The 16,152-nt window shown below is 35.7% G+C and carries 16 protein-coding genes and 1 pseudogene; 12 read left to right on the top strand and 5 right to left on the bottom strand.

Annotation, left to right across the window (positions count from 1 at the left end; all coding sequences use genetic code 11):
- Positions 1 to 10 precede the first annotated feature (10 nt).
- The 3 genes from RCG18_RS23905 (at position 11) to RCG18_RS23895 (ending at position 1,937) form a co-directional block, all read left to right on the top strand.
- Entirely contained in the window at positions 11 to 601 is a 591-nt protein-coding gene (locus tag RCG18_RS23905; protein ID WP_308038494.1) for a TetR/AcrR family transcriptional regulator, read from the top strand.
- A 165-nt stretch (positions 602 to 766) separates the two neighbouring features.
- Positions 767 to 949, top strand: coding sequence for a hypothetical protein (locus RCG18_RS23900; protein ID WP_308038493.1), 183 nt, complete (start codon positions 767 to 769; stop codon positions 947 to 949).
- 112 nt (positions 950 to 1,061) lie between these two features.
- Positions 1,062 to 1,937, top strand: coding sequence for an AraC family transcriptional regulator (locus RCG18_RS23895; RefSeq protein ID WP_308038492.1), 876 nt, complete (start codon positions 1,062 to 1,064; stop codon positions 1,935 to 1,937).
- 108 nt (positions 1,938 to 2,045) lie between these two features.
- Here the strand turns inward: RCG18_RS23895 and RCG18_RS29180 are convergent.
- Positions 2,046 to 2,126 (bottom strand): annotated as a pseudogene (locus tag RCG18_RS29180) (IS3 family transposase); the annotation flags it as partial.
- A gap of 254 nt (positions 2,127 to 2,380) precedes the next feature.
- Between RCG18_RS29180 and RCG18_RS23890 the strand changes: the two are divergent.
- Positions 2,381 to 3,013, top strand: coding sequence for a hypothetical protein (locus RCG18_RS23890; protein ID WP_308038491.1), 633 nt, complete (start codon positions 2,381 to 2,383; stop codon positions 3,011 to 3,013).
- Between the two features lie 413 nt (positions 3,014 to 3,426).
- Here RCG18_RS23890 and RCG18_RS23885 read toward each other — a convergent pair whose 3' ends face one another.
- Together RCG18_RS23885 and RCG18_RS23880 are read right to left on the bottom strand one after the other, a co-directional pair.
- Positions 3,427 to 4,014 carry a PLP-dependent aminotransferase family protein gene (locus RCG18_RS23885; protein ID WP_308038489.1) on the bottom strand — a complete coding sequence of 196 codons (588 nt, stop codon included), beginning with the start codon at positions 4,012 to 4,014 and terminating at the stop codon, positions 3,427 to 3,429.
- Positions 3,948 to 4,877: a PLP-dependent aminotransferase family protein gene (locus tag RCG18_RS23880; RefSeq protein ID WP_308038488.1), complete on the bottom strand. Its 930-nt coding sequence runs from the start codon at positions 4,875 to 4,877 to the stop codon at positions 3,948 to 3,950. The genes RCG18_RS23885 and RCG18_RS23880 overlap by 67 nt, the downstream gene beginning before the upstream one ends.
- A 140-nt stretch (positions 4,878 to 5,017) precedes the next feature.
- Between RCG18_RS23880 and RCG18_RS23875 the strand changes: the two genes are divergently transcribed.
- The 8 genes from RCG18_RS23875 (at position 5,018) to RCG18_RS23840 (ending at position 13,185) form a co-directional block, all read left to right on the top strand.
- On the top strand, positions 5,018 to 6,064 hold the full coding sequence (locus RCG18_RS23875) for an ornithine cyclodeaminase family protein (RefSeq protein WP_308038487.1): 1,047 nt from the start codon (positions 5,018 to 5,020) through the stop codon (positions 6,062 to 6,064).
- Positions 6,065 to 6,094: 30 nt separating this feature from the next.
- Positions 6,095 to 6,964 carry a PhzF family phenazine biosynthesis protein gene (locus RCG18_RS23870; RefSeq protein ID WP_308038486.1) on the top strand — a complete coding sequence of 290 codons (870 nt, stop codon included), beginning with the start codon at positions 6,095 to 6,097 and terminating at the stop codon, positions 6,962 to 6,964.
- 574 nt (positions 6,965 to 7,538) lie between these two features.
- Complete coding sequence (locus RCG18_RS23865) at positions 7,539 to 7,958, top strand: hypothetical protein (protein WP_308038485.1); 420 nt, start codon at positions 7,539 to 7,541, stop codon at positions 7,956 to 7,958.
- Positions 7,959 to 8,214: 256 nt separating this feature from the next.
- Positions 8,215 to 8,805, top strand: a complete 591-nt coding sequence (locus RCG18_RS23860; protein ID WP_308038484.1) for an MATE family efflux transporter — start codon at positions 8,215 to 8,217, stop codon at positions 8,803 to 8,805.
- Positions 8,806 to 8,930: 125 nt separating this feature from the next.
- The gene (locus RCG18_RS23855; protein ID WP_308038483.1) at positions 8,931 to 9,617 is read left to right on the top strand and encodes an MATE family efflux transporter; all 687 of its coding nucleotides are present in this window, start codon (positions 8,931 to 8,933) and stop codon (positions 9,615 to 9,617) included.
- Positions 9,618 to 9,747: 130 nt separating this feature from the next.
- Complete coding sequence (locus RCG18_RS23850; RefSeq protein ID WP_308038482.1) at positions 9,748 to 10,347, top strand: TetR-like C-terminal domain-containing protein; 600 nt, start codon at positions 9,748 to 9,750, stop codon at positions 10,345 to 10,347.
- Positions 10,348 to 10,532: 185 nt separating this feature from the next.
- Positions 10,533 to 12,227: an oleate hydratase gene (locus RCG18_RS23845; RefSeq protein ID WP_308038480.1), complete on the top strand. Its 1,695-nt coding sequence runs from the start codon at positions 10,533 to 10,535 to the stop codon at positions 12,225 to 12,227.
- 367 nt (positions 12,228 to 12,594) lie between these two features.
- Positions 12,595 to 13,185 carry a TetR/AcrR family transcriptional regulator gene (locus tag RCG18_RS23840; RefSeq protein ID WP_308038479.1) on the top strand — a complete coding sequence of 197 codons (591 nt, stop codon included), beginning with the start codon at positions 12,595 to 12,597 and terminating at the stop codon, positions 13,183 to 13,185.
- Between the two features lie 418 nt (positions 13,186 to 13,603).
- Here RCG18_RS23840 and RCG18_RS23835 read toward each other — a convergent pair whose 3' ends face one another.
- Together RCG18_RS23835 and RCG18_RS23830 are read right to left on the bottom strand one after the other, a co-directional pair.
- Positions 13,604 to 14,962 (bottom strand): FAD-binding oxidoreductase, encoded by a 1,359-nt coding sequence (locus tag RCG18_RS23835; RefSeq protein WP_308038478.1) that lies wholly within the window; start codon positions 14,960 to 14,962, stop codon positions 13,604 to 13,606.
- 878 nt (positions 14,963 to 15,840) lie between these two features.
- On the bottom strand, positions 15,841 to 16,098 hold the full coding sequence (locus RCG18_RS23830; RefSeq protein WP_308038477.1) for a zinc ribbon domain-containing protein: 258 nt from the start codon (positions 16,096 to 16,098) through the stop codon (positions 15,841 to 15,843).
- Between the last annotated feature and the right edge of the window lie 54 nt (positions 16,099 to 16,152).

The following is a 16,152-nucleotide window of genomic DNA, read 5'->3' as shown; positions in this document are numbered from 1 at the left end:
GTGGGACAGTGTGAAAAATACAAGAGAACATATTTTGGATATTACCTTAAAACTTTTTCTACAAAAGAGTTTTAAAGAAGTTACTCTTAAAGAGATTGTAGAAAAGACAGGATTGTCCAAAGGTGCTTTTTATCACTATTTTACAAGTAAAGAGCAACTTTTTCTCGAATTGGTCAATGATGTGGTTTCTTCTGTTTTAGACATTCCCTATAACCAATTTAATAAAGACTCTCTTTATCATTTTTACATTGATTATATTAATTATTATGCAGAAAATTTAAAGCAACAAAATGAGGAAGGCAGTGTACCAAGTTTTAATTATATTTCTCTAATTTTTGATGCCATAAAACTTTTTCCGGATTTTCAGGAAAGATTGCAAAAGTCTAAAGAGGTTCAACTAAGTAGTTGGAAGAATATTATTCACACTGCAAGAGAAAAAGGCGAAATTAATTCTAGTATGAGTGATGAACAAATAGCGAACATGTTCATAAGCTCCTCCGGCGGTGTTGAGATGCAGAGCATCTTTAGGGGGAATAGTGAAGATATAGGCAAGACTTTAATAAGTCTATGGAATAGTTTTTATGATGAACTAAAATCATAATTTTAAATGTATATTCAGAGGCTATTTTGTTTTATGAAATAATAAGAAATAATACGGATACAGCTATGCAATTGATTGCGTTAATAAAACTTTCTGTTCTAAAGGAAGCTGCTTTATATTTCCAGTTCAAGAGGATGTAAAAGGCAGGAATTCTGTGGTTGATCTATGAATTATCCGGTCAGAAAATCGGTGGGAATAGTGAAAGCAAAAGTGTTAGCTTTAAGAAGCGTTTCAGTGATGAAAAATAGAGTTTTTGTTAAAACTTCAATGGTGGAATTGGACGAAAAAATGATATTTGATAATCTTGAAAAACTAACATCCGGGGATGGGTTATATCAACTAATATAATATTTAAATGCTGATTGATATTTAAAAGAATTAACCCTACACAACGGGGCAAGAAATGTCGGATAGATAGTTTCAATTTCTGCTATTCTATTGATGAGAGGAGGTCATAAAAATGGATTCGCTTAAAAGAATGAACGAAGCGCTTAGTTATATTGAAGAAAATCTTACGAATGATATTGACTTGAAAGAAGTTGCAAGGATAGCTTTGTGTTCAGAATATCATTTTCAAAGAATGTTCTCTTTCCTTGCTGGTGTTACGCTATCGGAGTACATTCGACGTAGACGACTTACACTTGCAGCATTTGAGCTAAATAATAGTAATATGAGAGTTATTGATGTTGCCATAAAATATAGATATAGCTCAGCAGACTCTTTTACAAGGGCTTTTCAAGGGTTACATGGAATAACTCCTTCTGAAGCCAGAAGCAATGGTCAATCTCTAAAAGCTTATCCAAGAATGATCTTCCAATTATCAATAAAAGGAGGAGATGAAATGAACTATCGTATTGAAGAAAAAGAAGCATTTAGCATAGTTGGTATTAAGAAAAGGGTGCATATTATTTTCAATGGGGTAAATCTAGAGATTTCTGAAATGTGGAAAAGCTTAGATGGTGAAAAAATCAGTAAACTTAAGGAGTTATCTAATGTAGAACCTATAGGATTGATTAGTGCATCTACAAACTTTTCGGAAGGTAGAATGGAAGAAAAGGGAGAGCTTGATCATTATATTGGTGTAGCAACAAATAATGAATGCCCAAGTGATCTAGCCGAACTTAGAGTTGCAGCTTCAACATGGGCTGTATTTGAAGCAGTAGGGCCGTTTCCAGAGACACTTCAAAATGTCTGGGGACGTATTTATTCTGAATGGTTTCCATCTTCAAATTATGAAATAGCAGAAGGACCAGAAATTTTATGGAATGAGAATAAAGATATAACTTCACCAAAATTCAAAAGTGAAGTATGGATACCGGTTATTAAAAGGAAATAAGCTGATATCAAAGGGTTTCAAGGTTTTTAAGTAAATATTGAAGTGTGTTTTATGTTTCCTCAGACTGATTAAAATGTACCTTTTGTCAAGGATACTTCTAAAAAGACTCTATGCTACTTTATTTAGATGATTTCTGTATTCTACAGGAGTCATCTTTCTTAAATTCCATTGATATCTAAGCTTATTATAACAAATAAAAACCCCTATAGGGTGAACATTTGATATTGTCTACTCTGTAGGGTACATTTTAGATCGATGTGGGAATAAGAGGCATTCTGTTCTTCATTCATCATTTCATCATGTACAGCATTTGGCAATATATTTCAGATAACATCTGTTTTTATCTATGTTATAATGAACACAATCACTTATACTAGTGTGATTAATAGTATTTTAAATCTGATGGGCTGAAGAAAATGCCCGGTAAAGGAGAATAATAGGTAATGAGCAGTTACAAAAATTCTTATTTATCATATGGCCTAAAGAATAAGAAAAAGCATGGCAAGGCCTTCAAAATATTTTTTTTCACTATTTTTTGCCTCGTAATCTTGGCAGGAATTCTTTTAGTAACAAACTATAAGACGATATGGTTAGCGACAGGCAAAGGGGATATCAGGGTCAATACGATTTCACAAGCTGAAAAATCTCTCTCAGATACGGGTAAATTTAACAGCGCAACGGTAACAAGCAGCGCTGATCAGACCCAGGTGCTAACTAGTACCTCTAAGGACAATGCAGTAGTATTGACAGTCACACAGCAAAAAAATGGTAAGGAAATGATAGATGCAAAGGTCGATCTGAAGAAATTGGATTTCCAAGGCATCGATAAGGAAGCTTTGTTGCATGGCAGTCCGTCAGCTATAATGGCCGCTAAAGCGCTGGCGAACGATTATATAGGAACATTGATAGACTCAAACGATGAAACTGGCATAGAGACCTATCTTGCAGCTAATTTACTTAGTCAATATAAGAGCAATCCGACCAGTTTGAACATTGACCATACTTTTGATAATGCACACCTTACCCTCACAGGCAACCTATCAATTGGTAAAATCGACGTCAGCATTACAAAATAAGAGCATTTCCTGAACTTAGTGCTTGAGGCATAATGGGTAATCATCGCCAAGTGACTACCAGCTTCAAGCGGCATCTTTTTTATTTCCTCAAGGCATGTTGAGACCGTGGTAAGGATAGAGAAGAAATAGGCTGATATTAAAGGCTTTGAAGGATTTTAACTAAATATTGAAGTGTGTTTTATGTTCCCTCAGACTGATTAGTTTGAGGGAATTTTGCTTTAGGGGGTCTAATAATTACGCAGAACTAGAGAAATTTGGGTATTATTGCATAAAAAAAGATTGCTCAGTAATTTATATTGTTTGCATTTTTGGTACAGATAAAATTGAAAGTAGATGTAGAGAGACTTATAAGTATACGAATCTGAAATAACATTATGATAATTATCTGCGATATTTTAATCTCCAAATAAAATTTAAAAAATTTGTTCTGCTACCAATTCTGAAAGCGTTTTAATTCCATAATCAATTTCATTTAAGGATGCATAAGAATAAGATATTCTTAAATATTGATCAGAGTGAAACTCATACAAATTTCCAGGATGAACAAGTATTTTTCGGTTTAAGGCTTTTGTAAAAAGCTGGTGCATGGATATGCCTTCATTTAACTTAAGCCAAATGAAATACCCTCCCCCAGGAATATTCCACGTGCCGATGCCGGTAAAATACTTCTTTAAAGCTCCAAGAGCAACATCTCTTCGGAGCTTTACATTTTTCCTCATTCTATCGTTATGCTGATAATACAGACCACTTGAGAATAGTTCTGTGGTTACATTCTGTGAGAGTGAGCTGGTTCCATAATCCGTTTGCATTTTTATATCTGCTAGTCTTTCAATCACTTTTTCTGATCCAACAATCCATCCAATCCTGAGTCCAGGACTTAGATTCTTCGATAGCCCACCAATATATAATACAAGTCCATTTTTATCAAATGCCTTTATTGGCTGTGGCGGTGGTTCATCAAACCAAAGCTCCCTATATACATCATCCTCAATAATGGGCAAGCGATTTCTATCACAGGCATCAACAAGCATTTTCTTCTTTCAAGTGACATGACACTCCCAGTAGGATTTTGAAAAGTAGGTATTGTAAAAAGCATTGCGCCTTTTCTTCGAGTATGTCGATGAACCAATTCTTTTATATCGATACCTTCTTCATCCAGCTTAATTCCCGAAAGTTGCATTCCGAAGGATTGAAAGGTTCTTAGAGAGTATAGGTAGGATGGCTTTTCTACATATACTACTGAGCTTGCGTGCAAAAGTCCAAGGGAAATAAGCTGTAGTGCCTGTAAAACACCGGAAGTAATCATTACTGAGGAAGGATCAGCCTCTATTCCTATTGTTTTAAGGTATGTACATACCTCTTTTCTCAAATGGATATTTCCTTTTGGCTCTTCATAACCCAAGGATCCCATAGACTTAGAAAGTTTTTTTAATACTCCCTGAATCATTTTGTTAGGTATTAATTCAGGGGAAGGTTCACAAGACCCCATTCGGATGATATCAGGTTGGAATTCAGCCTGATTGATCTGCTGCATGATCTCTTGGTTTGTTTGATGCACTCCTGAGGATATGTAGGGAATCCAGTTATGGGAATGTTCAATGGACATTAGCGTCCAGGTATTGTTGATTACTTTTGTTCCACCTCCAGAGTTTCCGCTGATAAGCCCTTCAGCTGCCAGTTCTTCAAGGGCAGCTACTACTGTGCTCCTGTTTACACTGAAAATTTCAGAAAGTGACCGTTGGCTTGGCAGCTTGAAACCTACCGGCCATTCTCCACTTGCTATTTTATCCTTTATGAAGTTAATAATCTGTATACTCAATTGAGCAGGATTATTTCTATCAGGTCTCCAATTGATATTCAACATAATATTCCTCCAACATCATAGTACTTTCACTATATCATTTGGTTGGTTAAATAACAACCAAGAATGGTTGGGGACTTTTTATCGCTTTGCAAATATAATTATAGTAACAAATATAAATATTTTAAAGGAGAATGATAACTATGGTACCAATAAGGATTCTGAGTGATAATGATGTTAGAAGCATTCTTGATATCAAGAATACAGTAGCATGTGTAGAAAAAGCTTATGCGTTGAAAACAAACAATCAGGCCAGACTATTCTCCATGGTATCTGAAGTGATTTTTGAGGGTAGGGCAGAAATGGATATTAAATCGGGGATGCTTAATGAAGAAGATGTGTTTGGCTTAAAACTTGTTTCATGGTTTGGCGACAATAGAAAACAAGGACTTCCAGCTATAACCGGGCTGACCATGTTATTTGATTTGAAGAATGGATTTCCTAAGGCAATGATCAACGCAAGCTATTTGACAGGAATGCGCACTGGAGCTGCAGGTTCAGTAGGAGTGAAACACCTGGCAAAACAAGGTTCAAAAACACTACTGCTTGCAGGTACAGGAGTTCAGGCGATTTTTCAAATAGCAGCCACACTATCTCAAGTTCAGACAATCAACAAGGTATATATATATGACCCTGTAAAATATGAAAGCGCAAGAATATTTCAGGATTCAATAAAGACAGAACTTGGAAAAATTATAAATGACATCAACGATGGGAATAATGCAAGCTGGAAACAAAGAATTGAGTTAGTTCAGTTCGTGGCTGTAGAAAATCCAGTGAAAGCTTTGGAAGAAACCGATGCAGTAATTACCATAACGCCTTCGCGAAAACCACTGATTTTGAGGGAATGGATTAAACCAGGCATACATTTCAGCTGTGTGGGAGCAGACATGGAGGGAAAACAGGAAATAGATGAAAAAATCTTTGAGGGAGCTACCGTATATGTAGATGATATCACTCAAGCATCCACAGTGGGAGAAACACAAAGTGCTGTAAGGACTGGTATAATCGACAAAAACAATTTGACTGAAATCGGACAATTCATACTGGGAAATGCGAAGTGTCGCACAAGTGATGAGGAAATTACGATTTTTGATAGCACTGGCATAGCCTTGCAGGATCTTGCAGTTTCAAAATATATTGTATCAAAAGCAGAAGAAATGAATGTTGGGACAATCGTGCAAATATAAAATCTATATAAAATTTGGAGGGATCATATTATGAAGTTAAAAGTTTATACATTAAATTCATTTGCAAAATCCATTGAGGGAGGGAACCCTGCTGGAGTGGTGCTTAATGCTGATCATCTAGCAGAAGAGGACATGAAAAAAATTGCAGGTATCATTGGTTTTAGTGAGACTGCCTTTGTCATGAAGTCAGACCTTGCAGACTTCAAGGTTAGATTCTTTACACCTAATGAAGAGGTTGATCTTTGTGGTCATGCAACGATAGCAACGTTCTATACACTTTCAAGCCAAGGCTTTATTAAGCCAGGAAAATATTCTCAAGAAACAAAGGCGGGAGTTTTAAAAGTAGAAGTTAAGGAAGACTTGTCAATTATGATGGACCAAAATACTCCAAGCTATTATGAAATAATAAGCAAGGAAGAAATCACAGATTCCTTGAACATTACGATAGATGAAATGTTGGAGGATCTACCAGTGCAAATTGTATCCACAGGTCTTAGGGATATTCTTGTACCAGTTAAAAATTTGAATATACTAAATTCCATAAAGCCGGATTTTGAAAAAGTATCAAATATTAGCAGTAAATATAATACCATTGGTTATCATATTTTCACCCTTGAATCATTAAAGGGTTCCAATGCTCACTGCAGAAATTTGGCACCTTTATATGGAATTCCAGAGGAGTCTGCAACTGGTACATCCAATGGTGCACTTTCATGTTATCTTTATAAATATGGTAAAATGAAATCTGATGATGCTGGCAATATCGTAGTCGAGCAGGGGTACTCTATGAAAAAACCTTCGGAAATAGTTGTAGCATTAACAACTCAAGGAGAAGAAATTATTGAGGTCAAGGTTGGTGGAAAAGCATTGAATTTGACTGAAATAGAGGTTGCAATATAACTGTAAGATATAAATTATTAATAGATTGGTATAATAAGATAGCCGGATTAGGTATTATGTTACGTCTAGTACGGGTATTTTTCCCTTATTTAAATATGTTTGGTAACCTGTCAACTAATATTATTAACAATTATATTTTTAAGATAATTTTAAAATATATTACGGTAAACACATTCTGGTTAATTTACAATTATACTTACAAGCTGGATTTGGGCATTTATGTTTAAATATAATATTATTTAAGCATTCATTAGGGCTACATACAAAAACACCCCCTATATCAAAGGGGGTATTAGGGGGTATTAGGGGGTCTAAACTAACTATTTCTGCGTATCAGTATCATCTTTCTATCAAAACGCACGTTGAGACAGTGGTGAAGATAGTAAAAAAATAAGCTGGTATCATTTGAATGAATTTTATTATATAACTTTGTGTATAAAAATCTATATCTAAATAATAATGAAATTTAAATACAAATATAAATAGCAATAATATATTATTGCTGGTATAATTAATTAGTCTTCATTAAGGTATTTAATGAAGACTAATTAAAATATGAAAAGAGAGTATGTTTATGATAAAAGAAAGTTTAGAGAAGAAGATAAACAAATTAGATGGAGACATTGAAGCTTTAAGAAGAGCAAAGTATTACTTATCTAATAAAGAAGAAATTAATGAAATTATTGATGTTTTAAATAAGGAAAGACAAATTTATTCAGATGAAATTTATCTTGGGGATGGAAGAGCATATACAGAATGTCTAGAAGTAGTACTAGAATTAGTAAATAAAGAGTTAGGTAAGGATGAGCAAATTAAATTGCTAGAGGCTATAAAAGAACAGCATGGTAGAAAATCTCCTAACGTAAGTAAGAAAAGTTATGGACTTAATGCATGGCTTAAATATTTAGATGTGGAATGCCAGTGGATTGATAATGAAGATAGTGAATGGTCAACATTAATTATAACTGGATTTACACCTCGTATACAGAATTAGGAGTAGGTTAACCATTTTTAAAAATGTTTTAAAATTTTTATTTTATTAGCACCAGCAAATGCTGGTGCATTTTTATATGACAAATAAAGATATTTGATTAAACAATGAAGTATGTACCAAAAGATTAGAAACATAGGATGATTTAGTTCAGGTATTGTATTATCAAATAGCTTGTATTAAAATAAACAAGAGAAAATTAGGAGATCATTTTATATACGAGGTATATCCATTTGATAAACAAATTTAGCTCAAAACAATGAATGTAAAGGAAGCGAATGTCATCATGAGTTCTCAAAATCGTAACATAGATATGTGCAATGGCCCGTTGTTCAAAAAGATATTTATCTTTGCGTTGCCCATTATGGCAATGTATATCTTGCAACTGTTGTTTAATACTGCTGATATGGTGGTAGTAGGGCATTTTTCAGGCAGCAAGGCATTGGCTGCAGTGGGGGCCACAGCTTCACTCATTAATCTTATTATAACCTTATTTATGGGTTTATCCGTAGGTACCACCGTCGTTGTGGCTCGGGATTGTGGTGCAGATCGGCCAGATGCTGTAAGTCGATCTGTTCATACATCTATTGCCATCAGCATTATTGGTGGATTGATTGTCATGGTGATAGGCATCATACTTTGTAAGCCTTTGCTGAAGATGATGGGAACCCCAGAGGATATTATCGGATTGTCCGTAGTATATATGAAAATCTACTTTATCAGTACGCCTGCTAACATGGTATACAATTTTGCAGCAGCTATTTTGCGTGCTACAGGTGATAGCCGTCGTCCAATGTACTATCTTATTATTGCCGGTACATTACACGTTATATTTAATCTTTTTTTGTAATTGTACTACATATGGGAGTAGCTGGCGTGGCATCTGCCACAGTCATTTCTGAGTATATCTCGGTGCTGCTTATTATGATGTGTCTATACAGATGTGAGGGAGCTATACGTTTCATACCACGTAAAATGTGTATTGATAAACATAAGCTAAAGGACATTGTGAAGATTGGTTTGCCAGCAGGAATGCAGGGATTATTGTTCTCCATTTCCAATGTGCTGATCCAGTCAGCAGTTAATTCCTTCGGATCCACCATGGTGGCCGCTAGTGCAGCTGCAAGCAATGTTGAAAACTATATCGGCACCACAATGAATGCCTATTATAATGCAGCAATTTCTTTTACTGGACAGAACATGGGGGCAAAGAAATATGATCGAATTGACACCATTGCAAAAGTGTGCACAGTATTAATCTTTGCCACATGGATTCTCCTAGGTGGTGCGACAGTGATTTTTGAAAAGCAACTGCTTGGTATCTTCACCTCCGACTCAGAGGTCATTAAGCTTGGCATGCTGCGTATTAATATTATGATGGTTGCATTCTTCACCTGCGGTATGATGAACGTATATCCAGGGCTGACCCGTGCCATGGGCTATTCTATATCGCCTATGATTTCCACACTAGTAGGTGCCTGTCTTATGCGAATTCTTTGGCTGGCTACAATTTTTACCTGGTATCCTACAGAGGTTATGCTTTTTGCCTGCTACCCGGTCACTTGGGCGCTGGCGGGAATCGGACAGGTAGGCATTTTCCTCTATGCTAGACGCCAGATTCGCAAGCTTAATGTACCGCGGGTTGGGAGTGTGGATATATAGAATTGGCATTACAAATGAAATAATTATTGAAGGTTAAGGTTTAAACGTTATGTAATTGTAGTATGGTTTTTGATTATCACATTTAAAGTACAGCTTCTACAAGCTTTGTACATTGAACACGAAGAAAGGAATGATTGATTCTATGTCTACATCACATGTTACAAAAAATGCATTAGCTCTTTCTCTGAAGCAATTGATGAAACAAACTCCAATAAATAAAATAACAGTAAAGATGGTCACAGATACATGTGGAGTTACAAGACATACCTTTTACAATCATTTTCATGATGTTTATGATTTACTCAGATGGATATTTGAGAACGAAGTTATTGAGGAGCTTGATCAATGCTGCAGCTTAAATAACTGGAAGACCGGGCTCTTTCTTGTTCTCCAATATACAATAGATAATAAAACCATCTGTATTAATACAACTAAATCTTTAGGTCGTGAACATCTTGAGATGTTTTTGTGCAAGACATTTACTAAAGTATTAGAAGGGGTTATAAAGGATATAACAAGAGAGATGGATGTTGATGAAAAAATAAAGAAGGAAACAGCAGTATTTTTTTCTTACGCAATAACCGGACAGTTTTTGGAATGGCTGAGCACTGGTCTTAAAGAAAAGAAAGAAGATATTGCCGACAGAGTTGAAAGAATGCTGGGTGGCACCATACTGAGAATTATGAAAGTTAATGATAGAAAAACAACTTCAGCTATATATAATACGTGATGTGCCTCTATAATTTACACACTTTATTGCATCTGTGAAATTTTTTCACAGATGCTTTTTTGTTATTTGAATAATGTTCTTAAAATAAGTAATATTATAAGTATATCAGACAACGTCAAATCATTTAGGGATGCTTAAAAGTTATTCTTCGGCTATCCCTTACTATAGGAAAGGAAGGATTTCATATGAATAATTATCAAAGAATCAATCCAGCTGTACCAAAGAATATTGAAACAAGAAAAGCATATTTGATTGGTGGGGGAATAGGTTCACTAGCTGCTGCAGCATTTTTAATAAGAGACGGACATATGCCAGGAAGAAACATTCACGTAATTGAACAACTTGAAGTTTTCGGTGGCTCTATGGATGGTGCAGGAATGGCGGAAAAAGGTTATACTGCAAGAGGCGGAAGAGAGATCGAAGAGCATTTTGAATGCTTTATGGAACTTTACAGTTTCATCCCATCTTTGAATGATAAAAATAAAAGCGTATTAGATGAATTCCGTCAGCTTAATATAGAAGAGCCTATTGAATCTCATTGCAGATTAGTACAAAACCAAGGAGAAAAGGCTGATTTCTCAAGCCTTGGATTATCAAAGAAGAATGCAATGGAACTTGCAAAACTTCATATGATGACTGAAGAAGCACTTGGAGCAACTACAATAGGAGAATATTTTGAACCTAGCTTCTTCGAAACAAACTTCTGGTACTTCTGGGCAACAATGTTTGCTTTTGAAAAGTGGCATAGTGTAGTTGAAGTTAAGCGTTATATGGAAAGATTCATGCATTTAATTGGTGGTATGAATAAATTACAAGGTATTCTTCATACTGAATACAATCAATATGATTCTTTAATACTTCCTCTTATTACATGGCTTAAGGAGCATGATGTATGCTTCGAAACCGGATGTAAGGTTACAGATATAGATTTTGATCTTTCAAATAATGAAAAAGTAGCTACAGCAATCCACTATATTAAAGATGGTAAGAATGAACTCATTAATGTAAAGAACGATGATATAGTATTATTTACTAATGGTTCCATGACTGAGAATACAACAAAAGGTGATCTTGACCATGCTGCAATTTTAAATAGATCTGAGGATAAAGGCTGTTTCAGCGTATGGGAAAAAATGGCGAAGAAGTCACCAGACTTTGGTCATCCAGAAAAATTCTGCAGTGATATTGATAAGACAAAATGGATGTCCTTTACTATAACCTTAAAGGATGATGATATTGTATTCCCATATATCCTAAAGCTTACAGGGGATAAGCCTGGTATGGGTGGACTTGTTACAATAAAAGATTCAAGCTGGTTTATGAGTTGGGTTGTTCCAAAGCATCCACACTTTATAGGTCAACCGAATAATGTAAAGGTACTTTGGGCATATGCATTGAATATGGACGTTCCAGGGGACTATATTAAAAAGACTTTCTCAGAATGTACAGGACGTGAAATGTTTGAAGAGCTGCTTTATCATATGGGCTTAAAAGACAGAATTCCTGAGATTCTAGCACATACAGTCAATGTAATCCCTAGCATGATGCCTTACATTACTTCACATTTTATGCCTCGTGTTGCAGGGGACAGACCTAATGTAATTCCAGCAGGAAGCAAGAATTTTGGTTTCTTAGGACAGTTTGCAGAAATTCCTGAAGACTGTGTATTCACAGTAGAATATTCTGTAAGAAGTGCGATGATGGCTGTATACGGACTGCTAGATCTTGAAAAAGAAGTTGATCCAGTATATCCAAGTCAGTATGATATTCGTGTATTAATTAATGCAGCAAAGACCTGCCTTGGCATTGATAAACTTCCATTAAAAAATATACCGTTAGGTGAATTGCTAAAGAACACGGAGCTTGGAAAACTATTATAAATACTTAATCCAAGCGTAGAATAAAGAAGGAGAATCCTCAGATGATGGGGGTTCTTCTTTTAGTTAATCCAGCCTGGGCGATTATATGCACAATTTGAAAAGTCTCTGGTATAACTAACACGGAGAACCGGTGCGGCTGAGCAAGGTTGTGTAAATAATATGAAGAGCCGTATGCCTTAATTGGGCACGTACGGAATCTTACTATGGAGCCAGGGGATTCCGTGGCTCGCTCAAAGTCTAAGTTTTGCACAAACAACGAACTGGGATGCTCCTTGTTGCACGTTTCAGAAAAGTAACATAAAGTGCTAGTTGATTAAGATGATGCCTCTTACCAAATCGAAAAAATTCAGAGGAAAGGTGGAACAGTGTGAAAAATACAAGAGAACATATTTTGGATGTTACCTTTAAACTTTTTCTACAAAAGAGTTTTAAAGAAGTTACTCTTAAAGAGATTGTAGAAAAGACAGGGCTGTCCAAAGGTGCTTTTTATCACTATTTTACAAGTAAAGAGCAACTTTTTCTCGAATTGGTCAATGATGCGTTTTCTTCTGTTTTAGACGTTCCCTATGACCAATTTAGTAAAGACTCCCTTTATCATTTTTACATTGATTATATTAATTATTATGCAGAAAATTTAAAGCAACAAAATGAGGAAGGCAGTGTACCAAGTTTTAATTATATTTCTCTAATTTTTGATGCCATAAAGCTTTTTCCGGATTTTCAGGAAAGATTGCAAAAGTCTAAAGAGGTTCAACTAAGTAGTTGGAAGAATATTATTCACACCGCAAGAGAAAAAGGCGAAATTAATTCCTCTATGAGTTATGAACAAATAGCAAACATGTTCATAACCTCTTCCAGCGGTGTTGAGATGCAGAGCAGCTTTAGGGGAAACAGTGAGGATATAGGCAAGACTTTAATAAGTCTATGGGCTAGTTTTTATGATGAACTAAAAGCATAATTTTAAAAAAGGAAGATATTCAGTATTTTATATAATTGAGTTACGTCAAAATTGTAATTTATACTTCAGATTAGAACAGATGATATTCCCTAGTTTTGTGACGAATAGTGAAAAAATACGACGTAACTATTAAAAATGGAAATGCAAACGATGCTCTTTGATAAATGAATAATGCGGTGTCTAAAAACTCTTATTTTTCCTATATAACTATGAAAGTTTATGGAGTAAATGGTATAATTCTACATCAATTAGATCATAGTTGTACAATATTACGAATATATCGTTTTTTGATTATATTATATAAAACAATACATTCAAAATTAAAATATCAAGAAGGCCCATAGCAAAACTGCTATAAGCCAGTATTTACCAATAATTAACGTCATTCTTAATGCTTAATATATAATTTTTCTTTATATTATTTTTTGCAACATTCAGTGGACGGCGGAATGCTCTGAGGGAATCTGAAGATATTCTGCGGGTCGTATTTGGCTTTCACCTGAATCAATCGGTGGAAGTTGCTACCGTAGTATTCCTCAGGCCAGTTCTCGATTGATAGGTCCTGGGTATTAACATAAACACCTCGGGTAAATGGAAGCATAGCTCGGCGGAAATCCTCTACCCAGCGAATACCCAGTGCAGCATCTTCCTCTTTGTCCCAAGTAGCAAAGATTGATAAATTTGACAGAGCTCTACGCCAAAAATAAGCTGTAGCTTTGCTTGATACTCTGGCAACTGCCCCGCCAAGACCGTGGAAGTATAAAGTGACTGGAGAAGTTGGTGGTTCATTAATAAAATGCCTTATTGTAGCAATCCCCTTATCTGGCAGCAAGTTGTAAAGATATGGACCCACACTCTTGAAAGGCAGTGGAGTCGCTGGTTGAGTTGCAGCTATTCGAGTAGCAGCCTCTATCCAAGGCAGATCTTCAATAGTAATATTCTGTGGTGAACCAGCTCGAAGCAAAGGCTGTAACAATTGACTCAACTCATTAGCAGAACCGAGGAAGACTCCCTGCATTAATATTGAAGACTGCTGCCCCGAGGATACTAAAAGAATAGGAGTAAACTTTTCGTCAGCACAAGGAGTAGTATATTTCTGCCAGATTCGTAATACCGGCTCTAGGTCCTGTAGATCCCAGCTGATTTCGGCAAAACCTACTGTATCAATATGGTGTGTCCGAAAACGAAAAGAGGTGCAGATACCAAAGTTTCCGCCTCCACCTCCGCGATAGGCCCAAAACAAATCAGGATTATGGTTAGCACTAGCGTGTATCACACGACCGTCAGCATCCACCATCTCAAGTTCCAATAGATTGTCTAGTGTCAGCCCCCAAGGTCGTGATAAAATACTGTGGCCGCCACCTAAAGTAACTCCGCCTACGCCGGGAGTTGGACATACACCACTTGGCACTACCAAACCTTCTGACCAAAGTGTATTGTATAATTCCATGTTCCGTAGACCAGTCTGTATCGTGACAGTGTTGCATTTATGGTTCACATTCAGAACCTTTTTCATCTCACTGACGTCAATTACTATGCCTGCGTCGAGGACCGATAATGCTTCATAGTTGTGACCACCGGAACGAATGCGGATTGGTACGTCCCTATAACGGGCCCATTGCACGGCGTTGACTACGTCCTGCGTTTCCTGAGCGTAGACAATTACCAAAGGGAACTTGTTAAAGAAGCTATTAAAATCCTGGCGATCTGCGTTGTATTGCGGGTCTCCTGGTAAAACTATACGTCCAGTTAGCTCTGGTTTCTTACAACAGTTCATACAAACATCTCCTCTATTCTTTAGTTACGCTTAATATTTGCAATATATATTATGTTAATAAGGATAAGAGTGTACTAATAAAAAAAATAGCAAAACTAATATAATAAAACGGTGTATATATTTCACGGAGTTTTTACGTCGCATTTCAAAGATATTGTGATAAAATATAAAGTCTGTTGCATGACTAATATTTATATTTGATAAGGTTAATTTTGAACTCTCATCACTTGAACCTACACCTTCCTCAGGATAGATCCATATAATGGTATATAATCATGAAACCCGAAGGAGAATCTTATCAATGTTTCAAGATGAAAGGTATGCTTGTTGTCAGTGGATTAATGAAAATATTCTGACATAGCAGTACAACAAATTTTGTACTTTAAGCTATAGTTTCGAGCATACAGATAAATGTGTACTTACCAGTTCCGATGATGAAGGTCCCTTCCATTTCATGTGAAAATACTTGATGATTCTAAATAACTCCTTACAACTCAGCTATTTTTTCCTCAGGGGTTAACAAACATAATTCATTCCTTGCCACCATACAATTTAAGACGATTCAGTTCATATACAAACGAAAATGATATCGTTCTTAGACATTCTCACGGCGTCCAAGGAGGGTGGCCTAAGTTTACTAAAATGGGAGAGGGATTTCTCAAAGGCACGTTGACTATTGGGGTTGACTATGGTTATCGCAGTCCTCTTGATTAAATTCAATAATCTATAAAATCCATCAAAAAGAGGTCAAATTTTAAAAAACGGTTTCCGTTTTGAGGTGCAAAACAAAAAAATCTCATAAGCAATAACGCAAAAACAGCATTAATATTCACATATATTAATGCTGTTTTATCATGTTCTTAATGGTATTTATATGCTTATTTCCAACGCTTGAGAGTTGGAAATAAAGTTGTCAGTTCTTTTCTTGCTTCATCTTCGCCTATTGCTTTTCCCAAAACAGGTACAATTTTCTCAATCATTTCTCCCATAGATATATTGGGGTCAATAAATTTTCCGTCTTTATAGCAATTTGTGCAGTAAATGCTTCTACTTCCGTCTGGTTCTGTTGCTATGAAATGTGCATGTTCTTCGTTAAACGGTAAACCACAACTTTGACACATTGTTACTTTTGTCATTTTATCATCCCTTTCGCATAGTATATAAATACTCAATCAACAGTTCGCCTTTAA

The sequence above is a fragment of the Clostridium sp. OS1-26 genome (assembly GCF_030915445.1).
Classification (GTDB): Bacteria; Bacillota; Clostridia; order Clostridiales; family Clostridiaceae; genus Clostridium_AM.
This window is presented reverse-complemented; position numbering and strand designations above follow the sequence as displayed.

Coding starts and splice junctions, on each gene's coding strand:
- RCG18_RS23900 (WP_308038493.1), top strand. CDS start 767: ATGAATTATCCGGTCAGAAAATCGGTGGGAATAGTGAAAGCAAAAGTG.
- RCG18_RS23895 (WP_308038492.1), top strand. CDS start 1,062: ATGGATTCGCTTAAAAGAATGAACGAAGCGCTTAGTTATATTGAAGAA.
- RCG18_RS23890 (WP_308038491.1), top strand. CDS start 2,381: ATGAGCAGTTACAAAAATTCTTATTTATCATATGGCCTAAAGAATAAG.
- RCG18_RS23880 (WP_308038488.1), bottom strand. CDS start 4,877: ATGTTGAATATCAATTGGAGACCTGATAGAAATAATCCTGCTCAATTG.
- RCG18_RS23875 (WP_308038487.1), top strand. CDS start 5,018: ATGGTACCAATAAGGATTCTGAGTGATAATGATGTTAGAAGCATTCTT.
- RCG18_RS23870 (WP_308038486.1), top strand. CDS start 6,095: ATGAAGTTAAAAGTTTATACATTAAATTCATTTGCAAAATCCATTGAG.
- RCG18_RS23865 (WP_308038485.1), top strand. CDS start 7,539: ATGATAAAAGAAAGTTTAGAGAAGAAGATAAACAAATTAGATGGAGAC.
- RCG18_RS23860 (WP_308038484.1), top strand. CDS start 8,215: ATGAATGTAAAGGAAGCGAATGTCATCATGAGTTCTCAAAATCGTAAC.
- RCG18_RS23855 (WP_308038483.1), top strand. CDS start 8,931: ATGTGTATTGATAAACATAAGCTAAAGGACATTGTGAAGATTGGTTTG.
- RCG18_RS23850 (WP_308038482.1), top strand. CDS start 9,748: ATGATTGATTCTATGTCTACATCACATGTTACAAAAAATGCATTAGCT.
- RCG18_RS23845 (WP_308038480.1), top strand. CDS start 10,533: ATGAATAATTATCAAAGAATCAATCCAGCTGTACCAAAGAATATTGAA.
- RCG18_RS23835 (WP_308038478.1), bottom strand. CDS start 14,962: ATGAACTGTTGTAAGAAACCAGAGCTAACTGGACGTATAGTTTTACCA.
- RCG18_RS23830 (WP_308038477.1), bottom strand. CDS start 16,098: ATGACAAAAGTAACAATGTGTCAAAGTTGTGGTTTACCGTTTAACGAA.